Annotated in this window: 13 protein-coding genes and 2 tRNA genes; 5 read left to right on the top strand and 10 right to left on the bottom strand. The window is 60.1% G+C overall.

Going from position 1 to position 20,225, the window contains the following annotated elements; translation table 11 throughout:
- Positions 1-2 precede the first annotated feature (2 nt).
- The gene (locus FEE99_RS07165) at positions 3-4,643 is read left to right on the top strand and encodes an NEL-type E3 ubiquitin ligase domain-containing protein (protein WP_081932648.1); all 4,641 of its coding nucleotides are present in this window, start codon (positions 3-5) and stop codon (positions 4,641-4,643) included.
- A 39-nt stretch (positions 4,644-4,682) separates the two neighbouring features.
- Here the strand turns inward: FEE99_RS07165 and dnaB are convergent, their stop codons facing one another.
- The 7 genes from dnaB to rnr form a co-directional block, all read right to left on the bottom strand.
- Positions 4,683-6,080 (bottom strand): replicative DNA helicase, encoded by a 1,398-nt coding sequence (gene dnaB, locus FEE99_RS07160; protein WP_016771936.1) that lies wholly within the window; start codon positions 6,078-6,080, stop codon positions 4,683-4,685.
- Between the two features lie 119 nt (positions 6,081-6,199).
- Positions 6,200-6,646: a 50S ribosomal protein L9 gene (gene rplI / locus FEE99_RS07155; protein ID WP_003221136.1), complete on the bottom strand. Its 447-nt coding sequence runs from the start codon at positions 6,644-6,646 to the stop codon at positions 6,200-6,202.
- Between the two features lie 18 nt (positions 6,647-6,664).
- A complete protein-coding gene (locus tag FEE99_RS07150) occupies positions 6,665-7,558 on the bottom strand; it encodes a hypothetical protein (protein WP_016771937.1) in 894 nt (297 codons plus the stop codon).
- Positions 7,559-7,594: 36 nt separating this feature from the next.
- Complete coding sequence (rpsR, locus tag FEE99_RS07145; RefSeq protein ID WP_002551829.1) at positions 7,595-7,825, bottom strand: 30S ribosomal protein S18; 231 nt, start codon at positions 7,823-7,825, stop codon at positions 7,595-7,597.
- Between the two features lie 29 nt (positions 7,826-7,854).
- Positions 7,855-8,277, bottom strand: a complete 423-nt coding sequence (gene rpsF / locus FEE99_RS07140) for a 30S ribosomal protein S6 (RefSeq protein ID WP_016771938.1) — start codon at positions 8,275-8,277, stop codon at positions 7,855-7,857.
- Positions 8,278-8,583: 306 nt separating this feature from the next.
- A complete protein-coding gene (gene rlmB, locus FEE99_RS07135; protein ID WP_024011372.1) occupies positions 8,584-9,348 on the bottom strand; it encodes a 23S rRNA (guanosine(2251)-2'-O)-methyltransferase RlmB in 765 nt (254 codons plus the stop codon).
- Positions 9,345-11,975: a ribonuclease R gene (gene rnr / locus FEE99_RS07130; protein WP_024011371.1), complete on the bottom strand. Its 2,631-nt coding sequence runs from the start codon at positions 11,973-11,975 to the stop codon at positions 9,345-9,347. The genes rlmB and rnr overlap by 4 nt, the downstream gene beginning before the upstream one ends.
- Before the next feature lie 225 nt (positions 11,976-12,200).
- On the opposite strand from rnr, the gene FEE99_RS07125 reads away from it, so the two are divergent.
- The 4 genes from FEE99_RS07125 to FEE99_RS07110 all read left to right on the top strand — a co-directional run bounded on the left by FEE99_RS07125 (position 12,201) and on the right by FEE99_RS07110 (position 15,441).
- Positions 12,201-12,287 (top strand) — tRNA-Leu (locus tag FEE99_RS07125).
- Positions 12,288-12,467: 180 nt separating this feature from the next.
- Positions 12,468-12,554 (top strand) — tRNA-Leu (locus FEE99_RS07120).
- Positions 12,555-12,865: 311 nt separating this feature from the next.
- Positions 12,866-13,876: an extracellular solute-binding protein gene (locus FEE99_RS07115; RefSeq protein WP_016771941.1), complete on the top strand. Its 1,011-nt coding sequence runs from the start codon at positions 12,866-12,868 to the stop codon at positions 13,874-13,876.
- On the top strand, positions 13,876-15,441 hold the full coding sequence (locus FEE99_RS07110) for an ABC transporter permease (protein WP_041480725.1): 1,566 nt from the start codon (positions 13,876-13,878) through the stop codon (positions 15,439-15,441). Before FEE99_RS07115 ends, FEE99_RS07110 begins: the two co-directional genes overlap by 1 nt.
- A gap of 90 nt (positions 15,442-15,531) precedes the next feature.
- Here the strand turns inward: FEE99_RS07110 and FEE99_RS07105 are convergent, their stop codons facing one another.
- The 3 genes from FEE99_RS07105 to FEE99_RS07095 form a co-directional block, all read right to left on the bottom strand.
- Positions 15,532-17,466: a methyl-accepting chemotaxis protein gene (locus tag FEE99_RS07105; protein ID WP_041480726.1), complete on the bottom strand. Its 1,935-nt coding sequence runs from the start codon at positions 17,464-17,466 to the stop codon at positions 15,532-15,534.
- Positions 17,467-17,605: 139 nt separating this feature from the next.
- Positions 17,606-18,895 carry an adenylosuccinate synthase gene (locus FEE99_RS07100; protein WP_016771943.1) on the bottom strand — a complete coding sequence of 430 codons (1,290 nt, stop codon included), beginning with the start codon at positions 18,893-18,895 and terminating at the stop codon, positions 17,606-17,608.
- Between the two features lie 54 nt (positions 18,896-18,949).
- Positions 18,950-20,137: an ATP phosphoribosyltransferase regulatory subunit gene (locus FEE99_RS07095; RefSeq protein ID WP_041480727.1), complete on the bottom strand. Its 1,188-nt coding sequence runs from the start codon at positions 20,135-20,137 to the stop codon at positions 18,950-18,952.
- Positions 20,138-20,225 lie beyond the last annotated feature (88 nt).

Here is a 20,225-nt window from a genome sequence, read left to right as displayed (position 1 = left end):
ACATGCCAAGCAAACCGCCGTCGAAAGTGACGCTTCCCGGTCATTCACATATTCGACCGGACACATCCATGGATACGCCCCCGCCACGCCTCAACCTGACGCCGCGCCCCGGCCTGGATCCGACCACGTTGAGCGGCCCGTCAATCCGCGCGAACAGGCTCACAGACGGTATCGATCCTGATGCAATCGTTCCTGCTCCCAACGTCACAGTGCATGCGATTGCTTCAATGCATGACGCCTTCGCTCATGTGGGCCACCCGCCTGAGCATTACCGGCTCAGTGCAACGATCGGCTTGCCCGATGCCGACGCTGAAGGCCTGAGAACATTCAAGGGCCGCCATTACGTGGAAATGACCGATGGTGGCTTCGTGCAGGTGGGCAAGGATGCGCAGAGCGGCCTCTGGCGCGCCAGGCTGGCCAGTGAATCGATCCCCTCCGGACCGCTGATGCTGCACGACCCCGAGAGTGGGCGATGGCATGCGCTGGAATTTTCGCAACCAAGCACCTTCGCTTTATCGGGGGCGCGTCTGCAGGCGTTTCGCACGCCGCTCGACTTCAGCACCAGCTCACCCGACAGCGACGGGCTGCACCGCCATGACGGCAAGCTCTATGCAGTGATCGATAATCACGGCTATCAGGTCCTGTACGATTCCGATGCGTCGACGCCTCTGGCCGAAGTGATGCGCATCGTTCGCCCGCAAGATCCTGTCGCCGCCGACGTCGACAACATCTACAGCGCTACGCGCCCGGGCAGATCAGAGCCTGTGGTGTTCGATGCCCGTCAGGGCTGGCAAGGCATCTTAGTCGGCGGAGCCGGCGGAATGCAGCGTGGCAGTCCCGACCAACCGGCTTCACCGGGGCTGCGGGAACGGCTCAACACCGCGTTCAACCGACTGCGCACGCCACAATCGCGACTGCGAAAACTTTATCCCTCTCTGGACAGCGAGCAGATCCGCACGCTGCTGAGACCCCACAGCGACGATGTACAAGGCTTCTTGACCCGCGTCGAGACTGAATACAAGACCTTGAAGCTGGAACTCGCGACGTGGCTGAAGACCAGTACGCTGGCCGGCGGGGCGGCCCATCCCTCGGTGGAGCGCGCCGCGCAAGAGATCAAGCGTTGCTGGAAACGGCAGACGGGAACAACGCTGCAGCTGGATCTTGGCGGCGCCGGCATCGCTGCGCTCTCGGCAGATTTCAGCCATGTACGCACGCTGCACTTGCAGGCGGTGGCATGGTCGGCGGGCTCCGAAACTTTTCTCAAGCGATTCACAGCCCTTGAGCGCTTGAAAATCAACGCTTCGGCGCTCGATACACCGCCGGCGAATCTCACGCAGATGCCCGGCCTGAAGGAACTGGACCTGCGAGCGAACCGCATTGAACTGAGCGAGCAAACCGCCGGCGAGCTGGCTTCGCTCAGCCAACTGGAAAACCTTGATCTGTCGGACAACCCGCTGGGCAAGACCCTGGACTTCAGCGGCATGCTCCAGCTCAAGACCGTGAGTCTGCGCAACACCGGGCTGGATGAATGGCCAACGGGGCTGCGAGATCAGCTAGCGATAGAGTCAATCGATCTGCGCGACAACCGATTGCGCGAAATTCCGCAGGCAATCATCAATCCGGCGAATGATCAGTTGCTCGCCATCGCCAACATCAACCGCGTCACCCTGATCGAAGGCAATCCCTTCGCCAGCGGTTATTGGCGGCGGCTGGAAGTCTATTGGCAGCGGGTTACGGCGCAATACCCGGCACTGATCACCAGCGCACGCACGGCTGCATTCCGGATTGATGGCGACATTCCAGAAGTCGCCATGCTGCTGCAGATGCATCCAGAGAGAAACCCGCAAACTGCCCGGGAATACCTGATCGGTCTGGGGGATGATGCAGAAGCCACGATCAGCCGGCGTTTCGAGGAGTTCAAGGTGCTCGACGCACAGCTGCAGGCTTACGTCGCCGACAGCACGTCGGCAGTATCCAGCGCCGCCGGCCAGGAAAAGCTTCGGGCAGAATACATTGCCCGGACTATCAAGGACTGCTGGCTCCAGGAATCGACGTCGCTCATGCTGCCAGCAGTGAACGGACCGCTACCGTCACTGACTGCCGACTTCAGTCGGTTGAATATGCTCATCCTCAATAACGTCGTCTGGTCCGACACTGCCGACACGTTCCTGTCGCGGTTGCCTGATCTGGACATTCTGACGATCACCCGCTCCGACCTGAAAAAATTGCCCGCAGCCATCAGCGGGATGAGCCGGCTCGCCCACCTCAATCTGACTGAAAACCAGATAAAACTCGATGAGCACAGCGCTGGTGCATTGAGTGCATTGCATCAGCTGGTTACCGTCAAGCTGTCTGACAACCCACTGCAGATACCGCCCGATTTCAGCGCGATGTCCGGACTGCAGACACTGGAGCTGAGGAACACCGGAATCAGCGAGTGGCCCCTCGGGCTGGCTGACAAGACCACCTTGACCGGCGTCGACCTCAGCAACAATAAACTGCGCAACGTCCCCGACGCGCATATCAACCCGCCTGCCGATCAATTGGCCGTGGTCGCGCGGATCAACAACCGCACGCTGATTGAGGGCAACGACTTCCCTTCGCCTTACTGGAGAAAGTTCGATGGCTACTGGCGAAGACTCAATGAACTGCATCCCGAGTTGATGACTCCAGCCCACCCCGCCGTATTTGATACTGAGAACTCGCGAGCGCAACGCTACCGAAGACTGTTTCCCGGCAAAAGCATCAAGGCCTGCCGGGATTTTATCTGGAGCCATGACAAGGGCACTGTCGCGACCAGGCTGTTGGCGCTCGAGCAGGATTTCGCCGTGCTGAAAAACCAGTTGGATGACTGGGTTTTTTCCGGAGGCAGCAATCGTCTGCGCTATATCCGCGTCAATCAATTGCACGCCAACACTCAAACCCGCAATGAGCGCATCGAGGCACGGGACCGGATCATCAGTTGCTGGCGACGTGAAACGCCCGAGCAACACGCCTTCGACGGCACGCCGATAGGTCTTGAACTGGATTTGAGCGGCTTGACACTGCCAACCCTGCCGGATCTGAGCAGCGACTTCAGCCATGTCGGCTCACTCAGACTCAACAACATGAATCTCACCGAATCCCCGGAAGGTTTCCTGACCCGCTTCCGGCATTTGCGCTGGCTGAACATGGCGAACAATCGACTCAGGGATCTCCCTCCGGCGATCGGCGAGATGCACGGGATGACGCGGTTGTTCCTGCAGGGCAATCAACTGGAACTCACCGCCGAGACCGCGCAGATACTGGCCGGCAGAACCACTCTGAGGGCCTTGTGGATTCACGACAACCCGCACTTGAGCGTGAGCCCGGATTTCAGTGCGATCACTGACATGCGCGAGGTCGACATGTCCAATACGGGCATCGAAAGCTGGCCAACCGGGCTGTTCGATCAGCCCCTGCTGGGCAAGGTCCATCTGAACAACAACCGGATCACGAGTCTGCCCGACTTTGTCGTCGCACCGGCAGCGGATCGCCTGACGCATTCGATTCAGGTCAACAGTGGCACTCAGATAAGCGGTAATCCCCTGAGCGCATACACACGAGAACGCCTGGCCGTCTATGGTGAATGGCTGAACCGCTCCTCCGCATCGCTCTACAATCCATTGAACCTGCTGACGACTTCTGTTTCGGCAGCCCACCCGCAAGCAGTGGCAACGAACTCTGTTTCGGTCTATCCGCAGTTGACCGTCGGCATGACGGCAGACGAGGCGATGATTCGCGCCGAGCAATTGAACAGGCTCAAAGCACAGGTGGGCTCAGATGGCTTTTTCAACATCATTTCCAAGCTCGCCCACCATGCCGATTTCCGCCGACAGATCTGGGACGTGGTCGATGCGATCAGCGAGAACAGCGTGCAGACACGTGCTCTGCGCAGAGACGTTTTTGATCGCGCCTGCGAGGCTGGCTGCACTGACCTTGCCGCTGCCACGTTTACAGACATGCAAGTACTGACCATGACGCACAAGGCGCGAATGCAGGCGAGGCAAGACGGCGATGGTGCTCGATTGGTGGACCTGTCCAGAAGCCTGTTCAGACTCAGACAGGTCGATGATCTGGCCGCAGCCGAAATCGCTGCGAGCAGGGCAATCGTCGACGATCCGCAAACTTCAGCGAGGGAGCGCAATATCCATCAGCTGCGCTTGCGCGACCCGCACGAGATGACGATGGCCTACCGCTTTGGGCTCAAGGATCGGCTGCAGTTACCGTTTCAGCCGCAGACACTGTCCTTTATCGGCATGGCCGGCGTCACATCGCCGATGCTGGAAGTGGCCTACCGAAAGGTCATCGCCTTGAACGACTCCCCTGAAGAGTTTCAGGCTCTGGTATCGATGGATTTCTGGCAGGACTTCATCACGCACAAATACTCGTCCCGGTTCGACGCCGCACGTCAGCCCTATCAACAGCAACAGGCCGCACTGGACGCGCAGTCCGCGACAAATGCCCTGACCGAAATCGAATATGAGGCGCAAACCAATGACGTCACAGCCCAGCTGGCCATCAGCGAAGCGACGCTGATCCAGGCACTGACCCGCGAGGAAATTCGCCCCGGTGACGGAGTCGAAACAACTGCAAGCAGCGAGACGGCAGCTTCGGCCGATTGAAACCGACCACGACAGCAGGCCGGATGATCCGGTCTGCTGTTACTCGTCGTCGTCGAAGTTGTAACTGCCCGGCGCGAGGTTTTCGAAGCGCGTGTACTTGCCGATGAACGCCAGCCGAATAAACCCGATCGGGCCGTTACGCTGTTTGCCGATGATGATTTCGGCAATGCCCTTGTGCTCGGTTTCCGGGTGATACACCTCGTCGCGATAAACGAACATGATCACGTCGGCGTCCTGCTCGATCGCTCCGGATTCGCGCAAGTCGGAGTTGACCGGGCGTTTGTTCGGGCGTTGTTCGAGGGACCGGTTGAGCTGCGACAGGGCGACTACCGGGCAGTTGAATTCCTTGGCCAGCGCTTTCAGCGATCGCGAGATCTCGGAAATCTCGTTGGTGCGGTTGTCACCGCTGGAACCGGGGATCTGCATCAGTTGCAGGTAGTCGATCATGATCAAGCCGACATCGCCGTGCTCACGCACCAGACGCCGGGTCCGCGCGCGCATTTCCGAAGGGCTGATACCGGCGGTGTCATCGATGAACAGTTTGCGATCGTTGAGCAGGTTGACCGCTGACGTCAGGCGCGGCCAGTCGTCATCTTCGAGCTGGCCGGAACGCACCTTGGTCTGGTCGATTCGGCCGAGCGAAGACAGCATACGCATGATCAGCGATTCGCCTGGCATCTCGAGGGAGTAAACCAGGACAGCCTTCTCGCTGCGCAACACGGCGTTTTCCACCAGGTTCATCGCGAAGGTGGTTTTACCCATCGACGGACGGCCGGCGACGATAATCAGGTCGGACGGCTGCAAGCCGCTGGTCTTCTCGTCGAGGTCGGTGTAACCCGTAGACAGGCCGGTGATGGCGTCGGCGGTGTTGAACAGGGTATCGATCCGGTCGATGGCCTTGGTCAGCAGCTCGTTGACGCCGACCGGGCCGCCGGTCTTCGGCCGCGCTTCGGCGATCTGGAAGATCTGCCGTTCAGCTTCATCGAGTATCTCTTCGGCGGTGCGGCCTTCGGGGTTGAAGGCGCTGTCGGCGATCTCGGTACTGATGCCGATCAGTTGGCGCAACGTCGCACGCTGGCGGACGATCTGCGCATAGGCCTTGATGTTGGCGACGGACGGGGTGTTTTTCGCCAGTTCGCCAAGATAGCCGAGGCCGCCGACTTGCGACGTCTGACCTTCCTTGTCCAGCTGTTCGGCAAGGGTCACGACGTCGATCGGCGAGTTCTGATCAGCCAGTTTGGCGATCGCTCGGAAGATCAGACGGTGGTCATGTCGATAGAAATCGCCATCGGAGACTTGATCGAGCACGCGTTCCCAGGCGTTGTTGTCCAGCATCAGACCACCGAGTACGGCTTGTTCGGCCTCGATGGAATGCGGCGGCACCTTCAGGGCAGCGGTTTGCAGATCGTATTGCTCGGGAGCGGAGATATCGTTCATGGCCACTTGAGTATTAGTGAAAAGCAGGGAATTCAGAAAGACAAAGGGCACGACCTGTAAACAGGATCGTGCCCGATGTTAACCGTCTGACGGACAAGCCGCCAGCCGATCCGTGTTGCTTAAGCTGCTACCACGACAACGCGTACGGTGGCTTCAACTTCGGCGTGCAGGTGCACGGCCACGTCGAATTCACCCACGTTGCGGATGGTGCCGTTCGGCAGACGAACTTCGCTCTTCTGCACTTCAACGCCGGAGGCGGTCAGTGCGTCAGCGATGTCGTGAGTACCGATCGAACCGAACAGCTTGCCTTCGTCGCCAGCGGTGGCAGTGATGGTCACTTCCAGCTCGGCCAGTTGGGCAGCACGGCTTTCAGCCGATGCCTTACGGTCTGCGGCGGCTTTTTCCAGCTCGGCGCGACGCTCTTCGAACGCAGCCAGGTTGGCAGCGGTCGCAGCGGTAGCCTTGCCGAAAGGCAGCAGGTAGTTACGGCCGTAACCGGCCTTAACGTTTACTTTGTCGCCCAGGTTGCCCAGGTTGGCGATTTTTTCCAGAAGGATCAGTTGCATGTGAAAATCCTCTAACTTTTAACCTTCACCGTTCGCGCTGTCGGTGTCTTTCGACACGTGACGACCGCGAAAATCAATCAGGCTGTCGACAATGGCCAGAACCACGAGCAACGGATAGATCAGCTGCATGAACAACAGCAGCGTGACGTACAACCCCACCAGCCAGAAACCGGCCAGTCGCTTCTGCCCGACCAGCCCGTGAATCAGGGCCAGCCCGGCGAACACCAGCGGTACACTGCACAACGGCGTCAACATGGCCATCTGTGCACCGAGATTCGGGCCCAGAAGCATCAACGCCAGCAGTAACATCGCCGGCCCCAGCGGGATGCGGATGGCGCGAAACTCGCGACCGAAACCACCCGGGTTGTACAACAACGCCTGCCAATGCCGCCCGACAATCAGGCTCAGCACGCTGACGATCTGCAACAAGGCCGCAATCAGTCCGGTCAGGACCGGTGCAATCAGGGACGCGAAACGCGCTTGCTCATCGACCGACAATTGCTTGTAGGTCTCACCGAGAAGTGCCGGCATGACCTTTATAAGGGCCTGTGCAAGCATCTCGATCTGGGCCGCAAACGCGACCCCGAGCACCACTGAAAACACCACTCCGATCACTACGCTGACCAGCAGCGTGCGGACCCAGGATTCGCTTGCGCGCAAAACCAACGCAAGCCCCGAAGACCCCAGCAGCACCAGAAGTGCCCGTGGGTCATCGGCATACAGCCACCAGATCAATGCCGGCAGCAGTCCCAGTGACAGAACGCCAAGGGCGTCCGTCAATCCGCGCCGCAGCAGCACAAGGCTCCCGGCGGCAGCACCCAACCAATACAACAACGGCAATGTTGCACATCCGGCCACCACGAGAGTGGCCTGCATTCGGCCTCGCATGATGAACTCAGCTAAGGCGCGCATGCATTCAATCCTTTGCTACTTGTCGACTGCCCGGTCTCAGCGGCCGTGGCTGTCGGTGTAGGCCAGCAGGGCCAGGAAGCGGGCGCGCTTGATAGCGGTGGCCAGCTGACGCTGATAACGAGCTTTGGTACCGGTGATGCGGCTTGGAACGATTTTGCCGGTCTCGGATACGTAGGCTTTCAGAGTGTTGAGATCTTTGTAATCGATCTCTTTCACGTCTTCAGCGGTGAAGCGGCAGAATTTACGACGACGGAAGAAACGTGCCATTTGATAGGCTCCTTAATAAGGTCCGTGGATTACTCGTCAGCGTTATCGCTGTTGTCGCTGTCATCACTGTCGGTGCCTTCGGCGCCTTCGTGCTCAGGACGGTCGCGACGCTCACGGCGCTCACTGCGGTTTTCTTCAGCCTTGAGCATCTCGGACTGGCCGGTAACGGCTTCGTCGCGACGGATGACCAGGTTACGGATCACTGCATCGTTGTAGCGGAAGTTGTCTTCCAGCTCGGCCAGGGCCTTGCCAGTGCACTCAACGTTCAGCATCACGTAGTGAGCCTTGTGAACATTGTTGATTGCGTAGGCCAGTTGACGACGGCCCCAGTCTTCCAGACGGTGGATTTTGCCGCCGTCTTCTTCGATCAGCTTGGTGTAACGCTCAACCATGCCGCCGACTTGCTCGCTCTGATCCGGGTGGACCAGAAAGATGATTTCGTAATGACGCATGAATGCTCCTTACGGGTTGTAGCCTGCCGCTCAAAAACGGTCAGACAAGGAGTGAATGACACTTATGGACTTGCTGGCGCGGGGCACATGCGTGCCTGCCGTCACAGCAAGGGGCGCAATTGTAGAGAAGGGACTGCGGGCGCGCAAGGCAATTGGTGAATATTTGAACAACCACCGATCTTCCAGACACCGTAAACGAATGTGGGAGCGAGCCTGCTCGCGAATGCGGCCTGCCAGGCAACAATGACGTCGACTGACACTCCCTCTTCGCGAGCAGGCTCGCTCCCACAGTTGATTGCGTGAAGCTTATTTCTTCGCGGCAGCCTTGGCCTTCGCACCGCGCTGGCGCTGGGCTTCGAACAGGCACACGCCGGTGGCGACCGAGACGTTGAGGCTGCTGACGCTGCCGGCCATCGGCAGGTTCACCAGATAGTCGCAGTGCTCGCGGGTCAGGCGACGCATGCCTTTGCCTTCGGCGCCCATGATCAGGATGGTCGGACCGGTCAGGTCCTGGTCATAAATGCTGACCTCGGCTTCACCAGCGGTGCCGACTACCCACAAACCGCGCTGCTGAAGTTTTTCCAACGTGCGCGCCAGGTTGGTCACGGCCACCAGCGGGATCACTTCCGCCGCGCCGCAGGCAACTTTACGCACCACCGGGGTCAGCGTGGCCGACTTGTCTTTCGGCACGATCACCGCCAGTGCACCGGCCGCATCGGCCGAACGCAGGCAGGCGCCGAGGTTGTGCGGATCGGTCACGCCGTCGAGCACCAGCAACAGCGGCGCGCCTTCGGTGCGATCGAGCAACTCGTCGAGCATCGCCTCGCCCCAGACCTGACTCGGGCTGACTTCAGCGACAACGCCCTGATGCACGCCTTCAACCCAGGCGTCCATTTCGCGACGCTCGGCCTGGCCGACCTGAACACGGTTTTCATTGGCCAGCTCGACCAGCGTCTGCACGCGCGGATCGTTGCGGCTTTCCGCCAGCCAGATCTGCTTGACGCGCTTGGGGTGGTGACGCAGCAACGCTTCTACCGCGTGAACGCCGTAGATTTTTTCCAACTGACTCATGACTTCGCCTTCGGTTTACGCGCCCCGCCACTTTTGGCTGGAGCGGAACCCGCTTTTGGCGGGCCCTTACGGTGTTTGCTCGGTTTGGCTGGCTTGCCGTCGGTCGCCCTGTCAGGCGCCGACCGTCCGGTCTTTCCCCCGGACGCCGCTTTACCACCGTTTTTCGCATCGGCTAGCAAGGCCTTCTTCAATTCACGGCTTTTGCGCAGCTCGGCGTTTTTCGCCACGGCATCGCTCGGACGATAGGCTTCGGCAACCTTTTCCTTGGCCGGACGACGGCTGGCGGTTTTCGCTGGAGCCTTTTCTTCCGCAGCCTTGGCAGCAGGCGCAGCGGTTTCGGCGCCACGTTTCTTGCGACCGATCGGCGCGCTGATGGTTTTCTCGGCCATCTCGAAGTCGATCTTGCGCTCATCGAGGTCGACGCGCATGACGCGTACTTCAACGGTGTCGCCAAGACGGAAACTGCGACCGGTGCGCTCGCCCGCCAAGCGGTGATGCACAGGATCGAAGTGGTAGTAATCGCCCGGCAGCGCGGTGACATGCACCAGGCCTTCGACGTAGATATCGGTCAGTTCGACGAACAGACCAAAACCGGTCACAGCGGTGATTACGCCCGGGAACGATTCGCCCACGCGATCCTTCATGAACTCGCACTTGAGCCAGTTCACCACGTCGCGGGTCGCCTCGTCGGCACGGCGCTCGCTCATCGAGCACTGCTCGCCAAGCTGCTCCAGCGCCGCTTCGTCGTACGGATAGATGCGCGCTTTCGGAATGGTCATCGCACCGGCACGACGAACGTGCGGGGTGTCCTGTTTCGAATGGATCACGCTGCGGATCGCGCGGTGCGTGAGCAGGTCCGGATAACGACGGATCGGCGAGGTGAAGTGGGTATAGGCTTCGTAATTCAGGCCGAAGTGGCCGTCGTTTTCAGCGCTGTACACCGCCTGACTCAACGAACGCAGCATCACAGTCTGGATCAGGTGGAAATCCGGACGATCCTTGATGCTCGCGAGCAAAGCCTGATAATCCTTCGGCGACGGACCATCCTTGCCTTTGTGCAGGGACAGGCCGAGCTCACCAAGGAACGCGCGCAGCTTTTCCAGACGCTCTGGCGGCGGACCGGCGTGAACGCGATACAGCGCAGGGATTTCGTGCTTCTTGAGGAATTCGGCAGTGGCCACGTTGGCGGCCAGCATGCACTCCTCGATCAGCTTGTGCGCATCGTTGCGCACGGTCGGACGGATTTCGGCAATCTTGCGCTCGGAACCGAAAATGATCCGGGTTTCCTGGGTTTCGAAATCGATCGCGCCACGCACATGACGGGCGGCGAGCAATACCTTGTACAACGCGTAGAGCTGCTTGAGGTGCGGCACGACGTCGGTGTACTCGCCGCGCAATTTGCGCGCTTCGGTAGCCTTCGGCGTTTCCAGCATCGCGCTGACCTTGTTGTAGGTCAGACGGGCGTGGGAATGGATCACCGCTTCATAGAAGCAGTAGTCGGTCATTTCGCCGGACTTGGAGATGGTCATCTCGCAAACCATGGCCAGACGATCGACTTGCGGGTTCAGCGAGCACAGGCCGTTGGACAGTTGCTCCGGCAGCATCGGAATCACGCGCTCGGGGAAGTACACCGAGTTGCCGCGAACCTGAGCTTCGTTATCCAGCGCCGAACCGATCTTCACGTAACTGGAAACGTCGGCAATCGCCACGTACAACTTCCAGCCACCGGAGAACAGACGCAGCTTGCCCGGTTTGGCTTCGCAGTAGACCGCATCGTCGAAGTCGCGGGCGTCTTCGCCGTCGATGGTGACGAACGGCAGATGACGCAGGTCGATGCGCTTCTCTTTGTCTTTTTCTTCAACTTCCGGCTTGAGCTTGGCGGCTTCTTTCACAACCGCTTCAGGCCAGACGTGCGGAATGTCGTAAGTGCGCAGGGCAACATCGATTTCCATGCCCGGCGCCATGTAGTTGCCGACCACTTCGACCACATCGCCTTGCGGCTGGAAACGCGGCGTTGGCCAGTGGGTGATTTTCACCTCGACGAACTGACCGATCTGCGCATTGGCGTTGCGGCCCGGCGTCACCAGCACTTCCTGCTGGATCTTCGGATTGTCGGCAACGACGAAACCGATGCCGCCTTCTTCGAAGTAGCGGCCGACGATGGTTTCGTGAGCGCGGGAAACCACTTCGACGATCACGCCTTCACGGCGACCACGACGGTCGAGCCCGGAAACCCTGGCCAGCGCGCGGTCACCGTCGAACACCAGACGCATTTGCGCCGGGCTCATGAACAGGTCGTCGCTGCCGTCGTCCGGCACCAGGAAGCCGAAACCGTCACGGTGACCACTGATGCGGCCGAGGATCAGGTCGAGCTTGTCCACCGGCGCGTAAGTGCCACGGCGGGTGTAGATCAGTTGAGCGTCGCGCTCCATGGCGCGCAAGCGGCGGCGCAGGGCCTCGATCTGGTCTTCTGTGGTCAGACCAAACTCTTCGACCAGTTGCTCGCGGGCAGCAGGCGAACCCCGATCGGCGAGGTGCGCCAGGATCAGTTCGCGGCTGGGAATAGGGTTTTCGTATTTTTCCGCTTCACGAGCGGCCTCGGGATCGAGGGACTGCCAATCGGCCATTAGAGAGTTTTCACCTTGTCTATATGCGGGTTAGTTTGGCATAGGCGCCGGGAAACGGGAAATTTCCGCTTCTATAAGGCTTTGCATGGCCCTGTATCGACGCTCTGATAGGGTTTTGAACGCCGCTGGTAAAAAAATTCAGTTTTTTCTGCAGCAGGGGTTTACAGTTAAAAAGGCGCTCCGTATAGTGCGCGCCATCGACGACGCACAAGCGCTTTCGATGATGCCCAGGTGGTGAAATTGGTAGACACGCCAGCTTCAGGTGCTGGTGACCTTACGGTCGTGGAAGTTCGAGTCTTCTCCTGGGCACCAATTTCGAGTTTGAGACTAGATCAGTTTCAAGACTCACACAAAACCCGCGAAAGCGGGTTTTTTGCATTTGCGGGAAAGCTTTTGTTCACACTGATTTATTAAAACCAAATCAGGGGTTTACAGATCAAAAAGGCCTCCGTATAGTGCGCCACATCAACAGCGGCAACGCTTGCGATGATTGCCCAGATGGTGAAATTGGTAGACACGCCAGCTTCAGGTGCTGGTGACCTTACGGTCGTGGAAGTTCGAGTCTTCTTCTGGGCACCAATTCAAATTCAAGGTTCAGGCCTTGGATTTCACAAAAACCCGCGAAAGCGGGTTTTTGCGTTTCTGGCTTCCTGAATTTCCGCAGGTCTTGTAGGAGCTTGTAGGAGCTGACGAGTGCAACGAGGCTGCGATCTCTTGATCTAGCTTTCCCCCGTAACACGTAGGAGGCAGATCAAAAGATCGTCCGAACGCGGCCCGAGCCTTCTGCTGCTCCTACCCGATCCCCTTGTCCCGCACAAGGCGCACTTGAGAAACAATATCGTTTATCATTGTTGCAAGTTTTTGCAATGCGACAGTGAGGAACCCTGCGAATGACGTTTCGAAATACCCTGCGCCGAGGCCTGACCTTCACCCTCCTCGGCCTGGCACTCGCCACTCCCCTCACCCAGGCTGCCGATGCGGTTTCCCTGACTCTCTACAACGGCCAGCACAAGGAAGTCGGCGACGCGATTGCCAAGGCTTTCGAAGCCAAGACCGGCATCCACGTCAACGTGCGCAAAGGCAGCAGCAACCAGCTCGCCAGCCAGATCATCGAAGAAGGCGACCGCTCCCCCGCCGATGTGATCTACACCGAAGAGTCGCCGCCGCTGAATAACCTCGGCGAACAGGGTCTGCTGGCCAAGGCCGATGACGCCACGCTGGCAGTTCTGCCGGAAAAATACGTCGCCGCCAATGGCACCTGGATCGGCGTTACCGCCCGCGTACGCGTGGTCGCGTTCAATCCGAAACTGATCGATGAAAAAGACCTGCCGAAATCGGTGATGGAATTTTCCGAGCCGCAGTGGCAGGGCAAGGTCGGCTTCGTTCCGACCAGCGGCGCCTTCCAGGAGCAGGCCGTAGCGATCATCAAGCTGCACGGTCGTGACGCCGCCGAAGAATGGCTGACCGGCCTGCGCGCATTCGGCAAGACCTACAGTAACAACATGGTCGCGCTCAAAGCGGTGGAAAACGGTGAAGTCGCCACCGTACTGGTGAACAACTACTACTGGTTCGCCCTGCAACGCGAGAAAGGCAAGCTCGATTCCAAATTGCATTACTTCACCGGCGGCGACGCTGGCGGCTTGATCACCGTGTCCAGCGCTGCCGTGCTGAAATCCAGCAAACATCCAAAAGAAGCCCAGCAATTCCTCGCCTTCATGGCCAGCGAAGAAGGTCAGCGCGTGATCACTCAGACAACCGCTGAATACCCGCTGCACAAAGGCATGGAATCGGATCGCGGTCTCAAGCCGTTCAGCGAACTGGAAGCGCCAAACGTCACCCCGGCGGATCTGGGCAACGCTGAAGAAGCGCTGGAACTGGAACGCGAAGTTGGCCTGAACTGATGGCAGCATCGTTATCGGCCCCCGCCGCGCGCGGGGGTTACGTACCAAGACGCAAACGGCCGTCGATCTGGCTGGTGCTGCCGGTATTGCTACTGGTGGTACTGAGCCTGTTGCCACTGGCCTACGTCGGGGTGAAAGCCTGGCAGGCCGGCTGGGCCGAGGCGCTGCATTTGCTGTGGCGCCCGTATGTGTTTGGCCTGTTGCGCAACACCTTGGCACTGATGGTCGGCGTGACGATCACCTGCGCCGTGATCGGTCTGTCGCTGGCATGGCTGCTGGAGCGCAGCAATCTGCCGGGGCGACGCCTGTGGGGCGTGATCCTGTGCCTGCCGTTTGCGGTGCCGGCGTTTGTCAGCAGCTTCACCTGGGTGTCGCTGAGTGCGCAGTTCGAAGGCCTCGGCGGAGCGATTCTGGTGATGAGCCTGTCGAAGTATCCGCTGATCTTCCTGCCAGTCGCGGCGACCCTGCGCAATCTCGATCCCTCTCTCGAAGAATCCGCCCGCACGCTGGGACAGAATCGCTGGGGCGTGTTTTTCCGCGTCACCCTGCCGCTGTTGTGGCCATCGCTATTGGCCGGCTCGCTGCTGATTGCCCTGCACATGCTGGTGGAATTCGGCGCGCTGTCGATCATCGGTTTGCAGACCTTTACCACGGCGATCTACCAGCAATTCGAACTGGAATTCAGTAACGCCAACGCAGCGATGCTTTCGGCGGTGTTGCTGGCGCTGTGCCTGCTGCTGTTGTGGCTGGAACTGCGGGTGCGCGGCAAGGGCCGGCATGTGCGCACCGGCCAAGGTGCAGCGCGACAGGCTGAGCAAGTCAAGCTTGGGCCATGGGCTGCGGCAGGTCAGTTGTATTGCCTGTTGCTGGCGATTATCGGCAGCGGCGTTCCGCTGGGCATGTTGGCCTACTGGCTGGCGGTCGGTTCGTCGGCAGCGTTCCCGGTAGCAGCAATCACTGAGGCGCTGTTGTCATCGCTGGCATTGTCGTTGGGCGGCGCGGCGTTGTGCCTGGCGCTGGCAGTGCCGGTCGGGCTGCTGGTGGTGCGCTACAAAGGCCAATTGGCAATCTGGGCCGAACGCCTGCCTTATCTGCTGCACGCGCTGCCGGGCCTGGTGATTGCGTTGACGCTGGTGTATTTCGCCCTGCATTACGTGCCGGTGCTGTATCAGACGTCGGGCTTGCTGCTGATCGCCTATGCGCTGCTGTTTCTGCCATTGGCGCAGGCGCCGATTCGTACGGCACTGAACAAGGCTGCACCGCAGCTGGAAGAAGCGGCGCGGACCTTGGGCGCATCGTCGTTCACGGCGTTTTGCCGGGTGACATTACCGATCATTTTCCCGGCACTGGGCGCGGCGTTTGCGCTGGTGTTTCTCGATGCGATGAAGGAATTGACGGCAACGTTGCTGCTCAGCCCAACCGGACTCAATACATTGGCGACCGAAGTCTGGGCGCATACCGCGAATGTCGAGTTTGCGGCGGCGGCGCCTTATGCGGCGTTGTTGATTGTGGTCTCGGGGCTGCCGGTTTATCTGCTGACGACGCGGATGTATCTGAGCCGCTGATACCGCTTTCGCGAGCAGGCTCGCTCCCACAATGGATTGAGTTTCCCTGTGGGAGCGAGCCTGCACGCGAAGAGGCCAGCCCGGATAACATCAAGCGCGAAACTGCCCCAGGCTAGCCTTCAACTGCGCCGCCAGACCATCCAGCACCTTGCCACTGGCCGTGGTTTCCACCACTGCCTGAGCCGCTTTCTCGGCCTGTGCATGAATCGTTTCGACGCGCCCACGCACTGCCTGTGCACCCTGCGCCTGATGCGCTGCTGCTTGCGTCGCCAGACCGATCGCCGCATGCACCTGCTCGACCGAAGCCTGCACCGATTGCTGCAAGCGCGCACTGTCGCGCAAGACCAGCAAACCTTCGCTGGCCTGCCGTCCGGCCTGGCCAATCGCCTCGACTGCCTCACGTGCGCCCTGCTGCAGAGCGACGATGTGCGCTTGAATATCGCCCGTCGAGCTCTGTGTTTTGCTCGCCAGTGCACGCACTTCATCCGCCACCACGGCAAACCCACGCCCGGTTTCACCGGCCCGCGCCGCCTCGATCGCAGCGTTCAATGCCAGCAGGTTGGTCTGTTCGGCGATGCCGTGAATCACCGTCAGCACCACCTCGATCTGCTCGCTCTGCTGCGCCAGTCGCTCGATAACCTTCGCCCCGGTATCGACCTGCCCGGCCAGTGCTTCGATCAGGCTGCCAACTTTCGCCGAAGTCCGGGTGTTCTCATCGGTGGCCTGACGAATATCGACAACCTGCTTGAGCGCCGCCTGCATCGCCTGACTTTCCGACTGCGCCTCGTCTGCCATTTGCGACAGCGCGCGCAGGCTTTCCGCCACTTCATCGCGCTGCATTCCGGCAGCGGCATCGGCGCCAGCGTTGCGCAAAGTCATCGCGCCAATTTCCACGCCAGTGCGCTGCGCGACATCGCCCGCCTCGCGCACGATCGGCTGCAATTTATCCACAAAGCGATTGACCGCTGAGGCCATGTCGCCGATTTCATCCTTGCTGTTGATCTGCACACGCTTGGTCAGATCGCCCTCGCCCGCTGCCAGATCGTCCATCGCCGCATTGAGCATTTTCAGACGATTGACCACACGATGACCGAGCACCACGGCCAGCAACAGCAGCACGCCGCAACCGACCAGCGCCAGGCCAAGGCCAATGCGCCAGCGAAGAGTGGCGGCAGCTTCCTGAACGGTTTGTGCGGTGTTGGCTTTCATTTCACCAGCGGTGGCTTGCGCCGATTGCAGGCGCGCCTGCATCGCTTTGGCGCTGTCCGCCGCTGCGCCTTTGAGGCTGTCGCCGACCAGTTGATCGCTGCTGGCAATCAGCGCCAGGAAGCGCTTGTCGAGCTCGGCCAGATCGGTTTCCACCGAGGCCGTGGACACACCCATCAGCACTTTGCCGATTTCCACGCCGTTGGGATTGATCGAGGCTTCGAGGTAATAGACTGAGGGATCGTTCTTCGCCGCATCCAGCACTTTATCCAGCGCACGCTCACCCTGACCTTTTTCCAGCAAGGCCTTGTTGATCGGGTTTTCACGATTGAGATAACGGGTCAGATGCTGGCCGGTGGCGTCGTCATACACCACGAACAACACGTTGGGATTGCGCTGGGCGCGACGAGCGAACTCCGAGAGCGTCGGCACGTCGCTGTCCCACATGGCACGCGGCGCTACGGATGCAAGCAACTGCGCCATGTCGTTGGCCGAATCCTTCAGGTCCTTTTCCAGCGTCGCTCGCAGCTGCGCCTGCTCTTCTTTCAGACGCGCGGACAGGCCGACCGTCAGGCGCTGACGAGTACTGGCTGACAGCGCATCAAGACTTGAAGTGACTTCACGCCCGGCCTGCTCCAGCTCACCGGAGAGCTTCTGGCTGTCGGCACCCAGGCGCACGGCCAGATCGGCTTCCAGCGCGGTGACCGTGCTCCGCGTCAGGGCAACCGCCACCAACACCTGCACCAAAAGGGCGATACCAAGGGTAACGAACACCGGCCGCAACAAACGGCTTTGTAACAGTGAGAGAACGGCTGACACTTTAAATCCCTCTACTTCTGACGCCATTAATTTGATGGCACTCTTGTAGACAGATTCACAGCAAAGGTCATGCCGTCCAACAGGCATAAACGACAAAGGCCCCGATTAAGGGGCCTTTGTTTTTTACATCAACGACTTATCAAGCAAACGGATGACGCAGAACGATGGTTTCGTTGCGGTCCGGGCCCGTCGAAATAATGTCGATCGGCGCGCCGATCAACTCTTCAACGCGTTTGATGTAGGCACGAGCATTGGCAGGCAGCTCTTCCAGGGTTTTTGCACCCACGGTCGATTCGCTCCAGCCTGGCACTTCTTCGTACACAGGCTGCAGGCCTACGTAGCTGTCAGCATCGGTCGGGGCAACAGCATTGCCTTGCGCGTCTTTGTAGCCGACGCAGATGTTGATGGTTTCCAGACCGTCGAGTACGTCCAGCTTGGTCAGGCAGATGCCCGAGATGCTGTTCACATCGATAGCGCGACGCAGGATGACGGCGTCAAACCAGCCGCAGCGACGGGCACGGCCGGTGGTAGCGCCGAACTCGTGACCCTGCTTGGCCAGGTGTGCACCGACTTCGTCAAACAGCTCGGTCGGGAACGGACCGGAACCGACGCGAGTGGTGTAAGCCTTGGTGATGCCCAGGATGTAGTCGAGGAACATCGGACCAACGCCCGAACCGGTCGCCACGCCACCCGCAGTGGTGTTGGAGCTGGTCACGTACGGGTAGGTGCCGTGGTCGATGTCGAGCAACGAACCTTGCGCGCCTTCGAACATGATGTCCTTGCCGGCACGACGCAGATCGTGCAGCTCGGCAGTCACGTCGAGCATCAGCGGCTTGAGCAGCTCAGCGTATTCCTTGCACTCGGCCAGGGTCTTTTCGAATTCGATGGCTGGCTCTTTGTAGTAACCGACCAGCATGAAGTTGTGGTAATCCACCAGTTCACGCAGCTTGTCTTCGAAGCGTGGCATGTTCAGCAGGTCGCCGACACGCAGGCCACGACGGGCAACCTTGTCTTCGTAAGCCGGGCCGATGCCGCGACCGGTGGTACCGATCTTCAGCTCGCCACGGGCCTTTTCACGGGCCTGGTCCAGCGCGACGTGGAAGGACAGGATCAGCGGGCAGGACGGGCTGATACGCAGGCGCTCGCGCACCGGCACGCCTTTCTCTTCCAGCTTGGTGATCTCGCGCAGCAGGGCGTCAGGTGCAACCACCACGCCGTTGCCGATCAGGCATTGCACGCCTTCGCGCAGCACGCCCGACGGAATCAGGTGCAAGACGGTTTTCTCGCCGTCGATCACCAGCGTGTGACCCGCGTTGTGGCCACCCTGGTAGCGCACTACGGCGGCAGCATGTTCGGTCAGCAGATCAACGATCTTGCCTTTGCCCTCATCACCCCACTGGGTGCCCAGGACTACGACATTCTTACCCATAACACTTGTCCTCATTCGCGCAAACTTGGTGCCGGCGATGGCCGGCAGGAAAACTCAAGAAGCCAGTGGCGATACTTGCCAAAGCCCGTTCTGCTGAATCAATTGCCGGTCGCAGTCCGCATCACGGGCGGCGGCCAAAGGTTGTCCAGGCAAGGCCTGAACGACACGCTGACCCTCACTGCGCAACTGGCAAACCTGCTGCCAGAGTGCCGCATCCGTACTGTCAGGCATCCAGATACCGCCAGACGGTAGCTCGATCTCAGCACGCCCCAGGGTCACCAGGGTTTTCAAATCGGTAGAGAAACCGGTCGCCGGACGCGCGCGGCCGAAGTCAGCGCCGATGTCATCGTAACGACCGCCCTGAGCGATGGACTGGCCAACGCCCGGCACGAACACCGCGAACACCACACCGGTGTGGTAGTGGTAGCCGCGCAACTCGCCGAGGTCGAAATACAGTGGCAACTGCGGGAAGCGCACGGAAAGACGCTCGGCGATCGCCAGCAGGTCTTCCAGCGCCGCCAGCACTGGCGCCGGGGCATTGGCCAGACGCTCGCGGGCAGCGCTCAACACTTCACGGCCGCCGCACAGATCAACCAGTGCGCGCAGCATGCCCGACAGATCCGTCGGCAGGCCTTCGGTCAGGGTAATCACTTCATCGATGGCCTTGCGCTGCAGGGCATCGAACAACTGCTGCTCGACTTCACCGGATAGACCGGCGGCGCGAGCCAGACCACGATAGATGCCGACATGGCCGAGGTCCATGTGCACGTCCGGCACATCGGCCAGTTGCAGCATGGCCAGCATCAGGCTGATGACTTCGACGTCGCTGCTCGGGCTGGCGTCGCCGTACAGCTCGGCGCCAAGCTGGATCGGGCTGCGCGAGGACGACAATGCACGCGGCTGGGCGTGCAGGACACTGCCTGCGTAGCACAGACGGCTCGGGCCTTCGCGGCGCAGGGTGTGCGCATCGATACGCGCGACCTGCGGTGTGATGTCGGCACGGAAACCCATCTGCCGGCCCGATTGCGGGTCGATGACCTTGAAGGTACGCAGATCCAGGTCCTGGCCCGCGCCGGTCAGCAGGGATTCCAGGTACTCGATATGGGGAGTCACGACAAACTCGTAACCCCAGCTCTGGAACAGATCCAACACCTGACGACGCGCGACTTCAATGCGCGCCGCCTCCGGTGGCAGTACTTCTTCGATGCCATCTGGCAGCAGCCAGCGGTCTACCGTTGCCATTACGCCATTCCCCTTTGATCCGGGCGGCCAGCACTAGGCGAGCCTTGAGTGAAGCAGAAAATGACCGGAGCGTTCAAAACGCACGCGC

The organism is Pseudomonas sp. ef1 (assembly GCF_007293365.2).
GTDB classification, from domain to species: Bacteria; Pseudomonadota; Gammaproteobacteria; order Pseudomonadales; family Pseudomonadaceae; genus Aquipseudomonas; species Aquipseudomonas siliginis.
The sequence above is the reverse complement of the archived record's forward strand: the minus strand, read 5'-3'. Positions and strand labels throughout refer to the sequence as shown.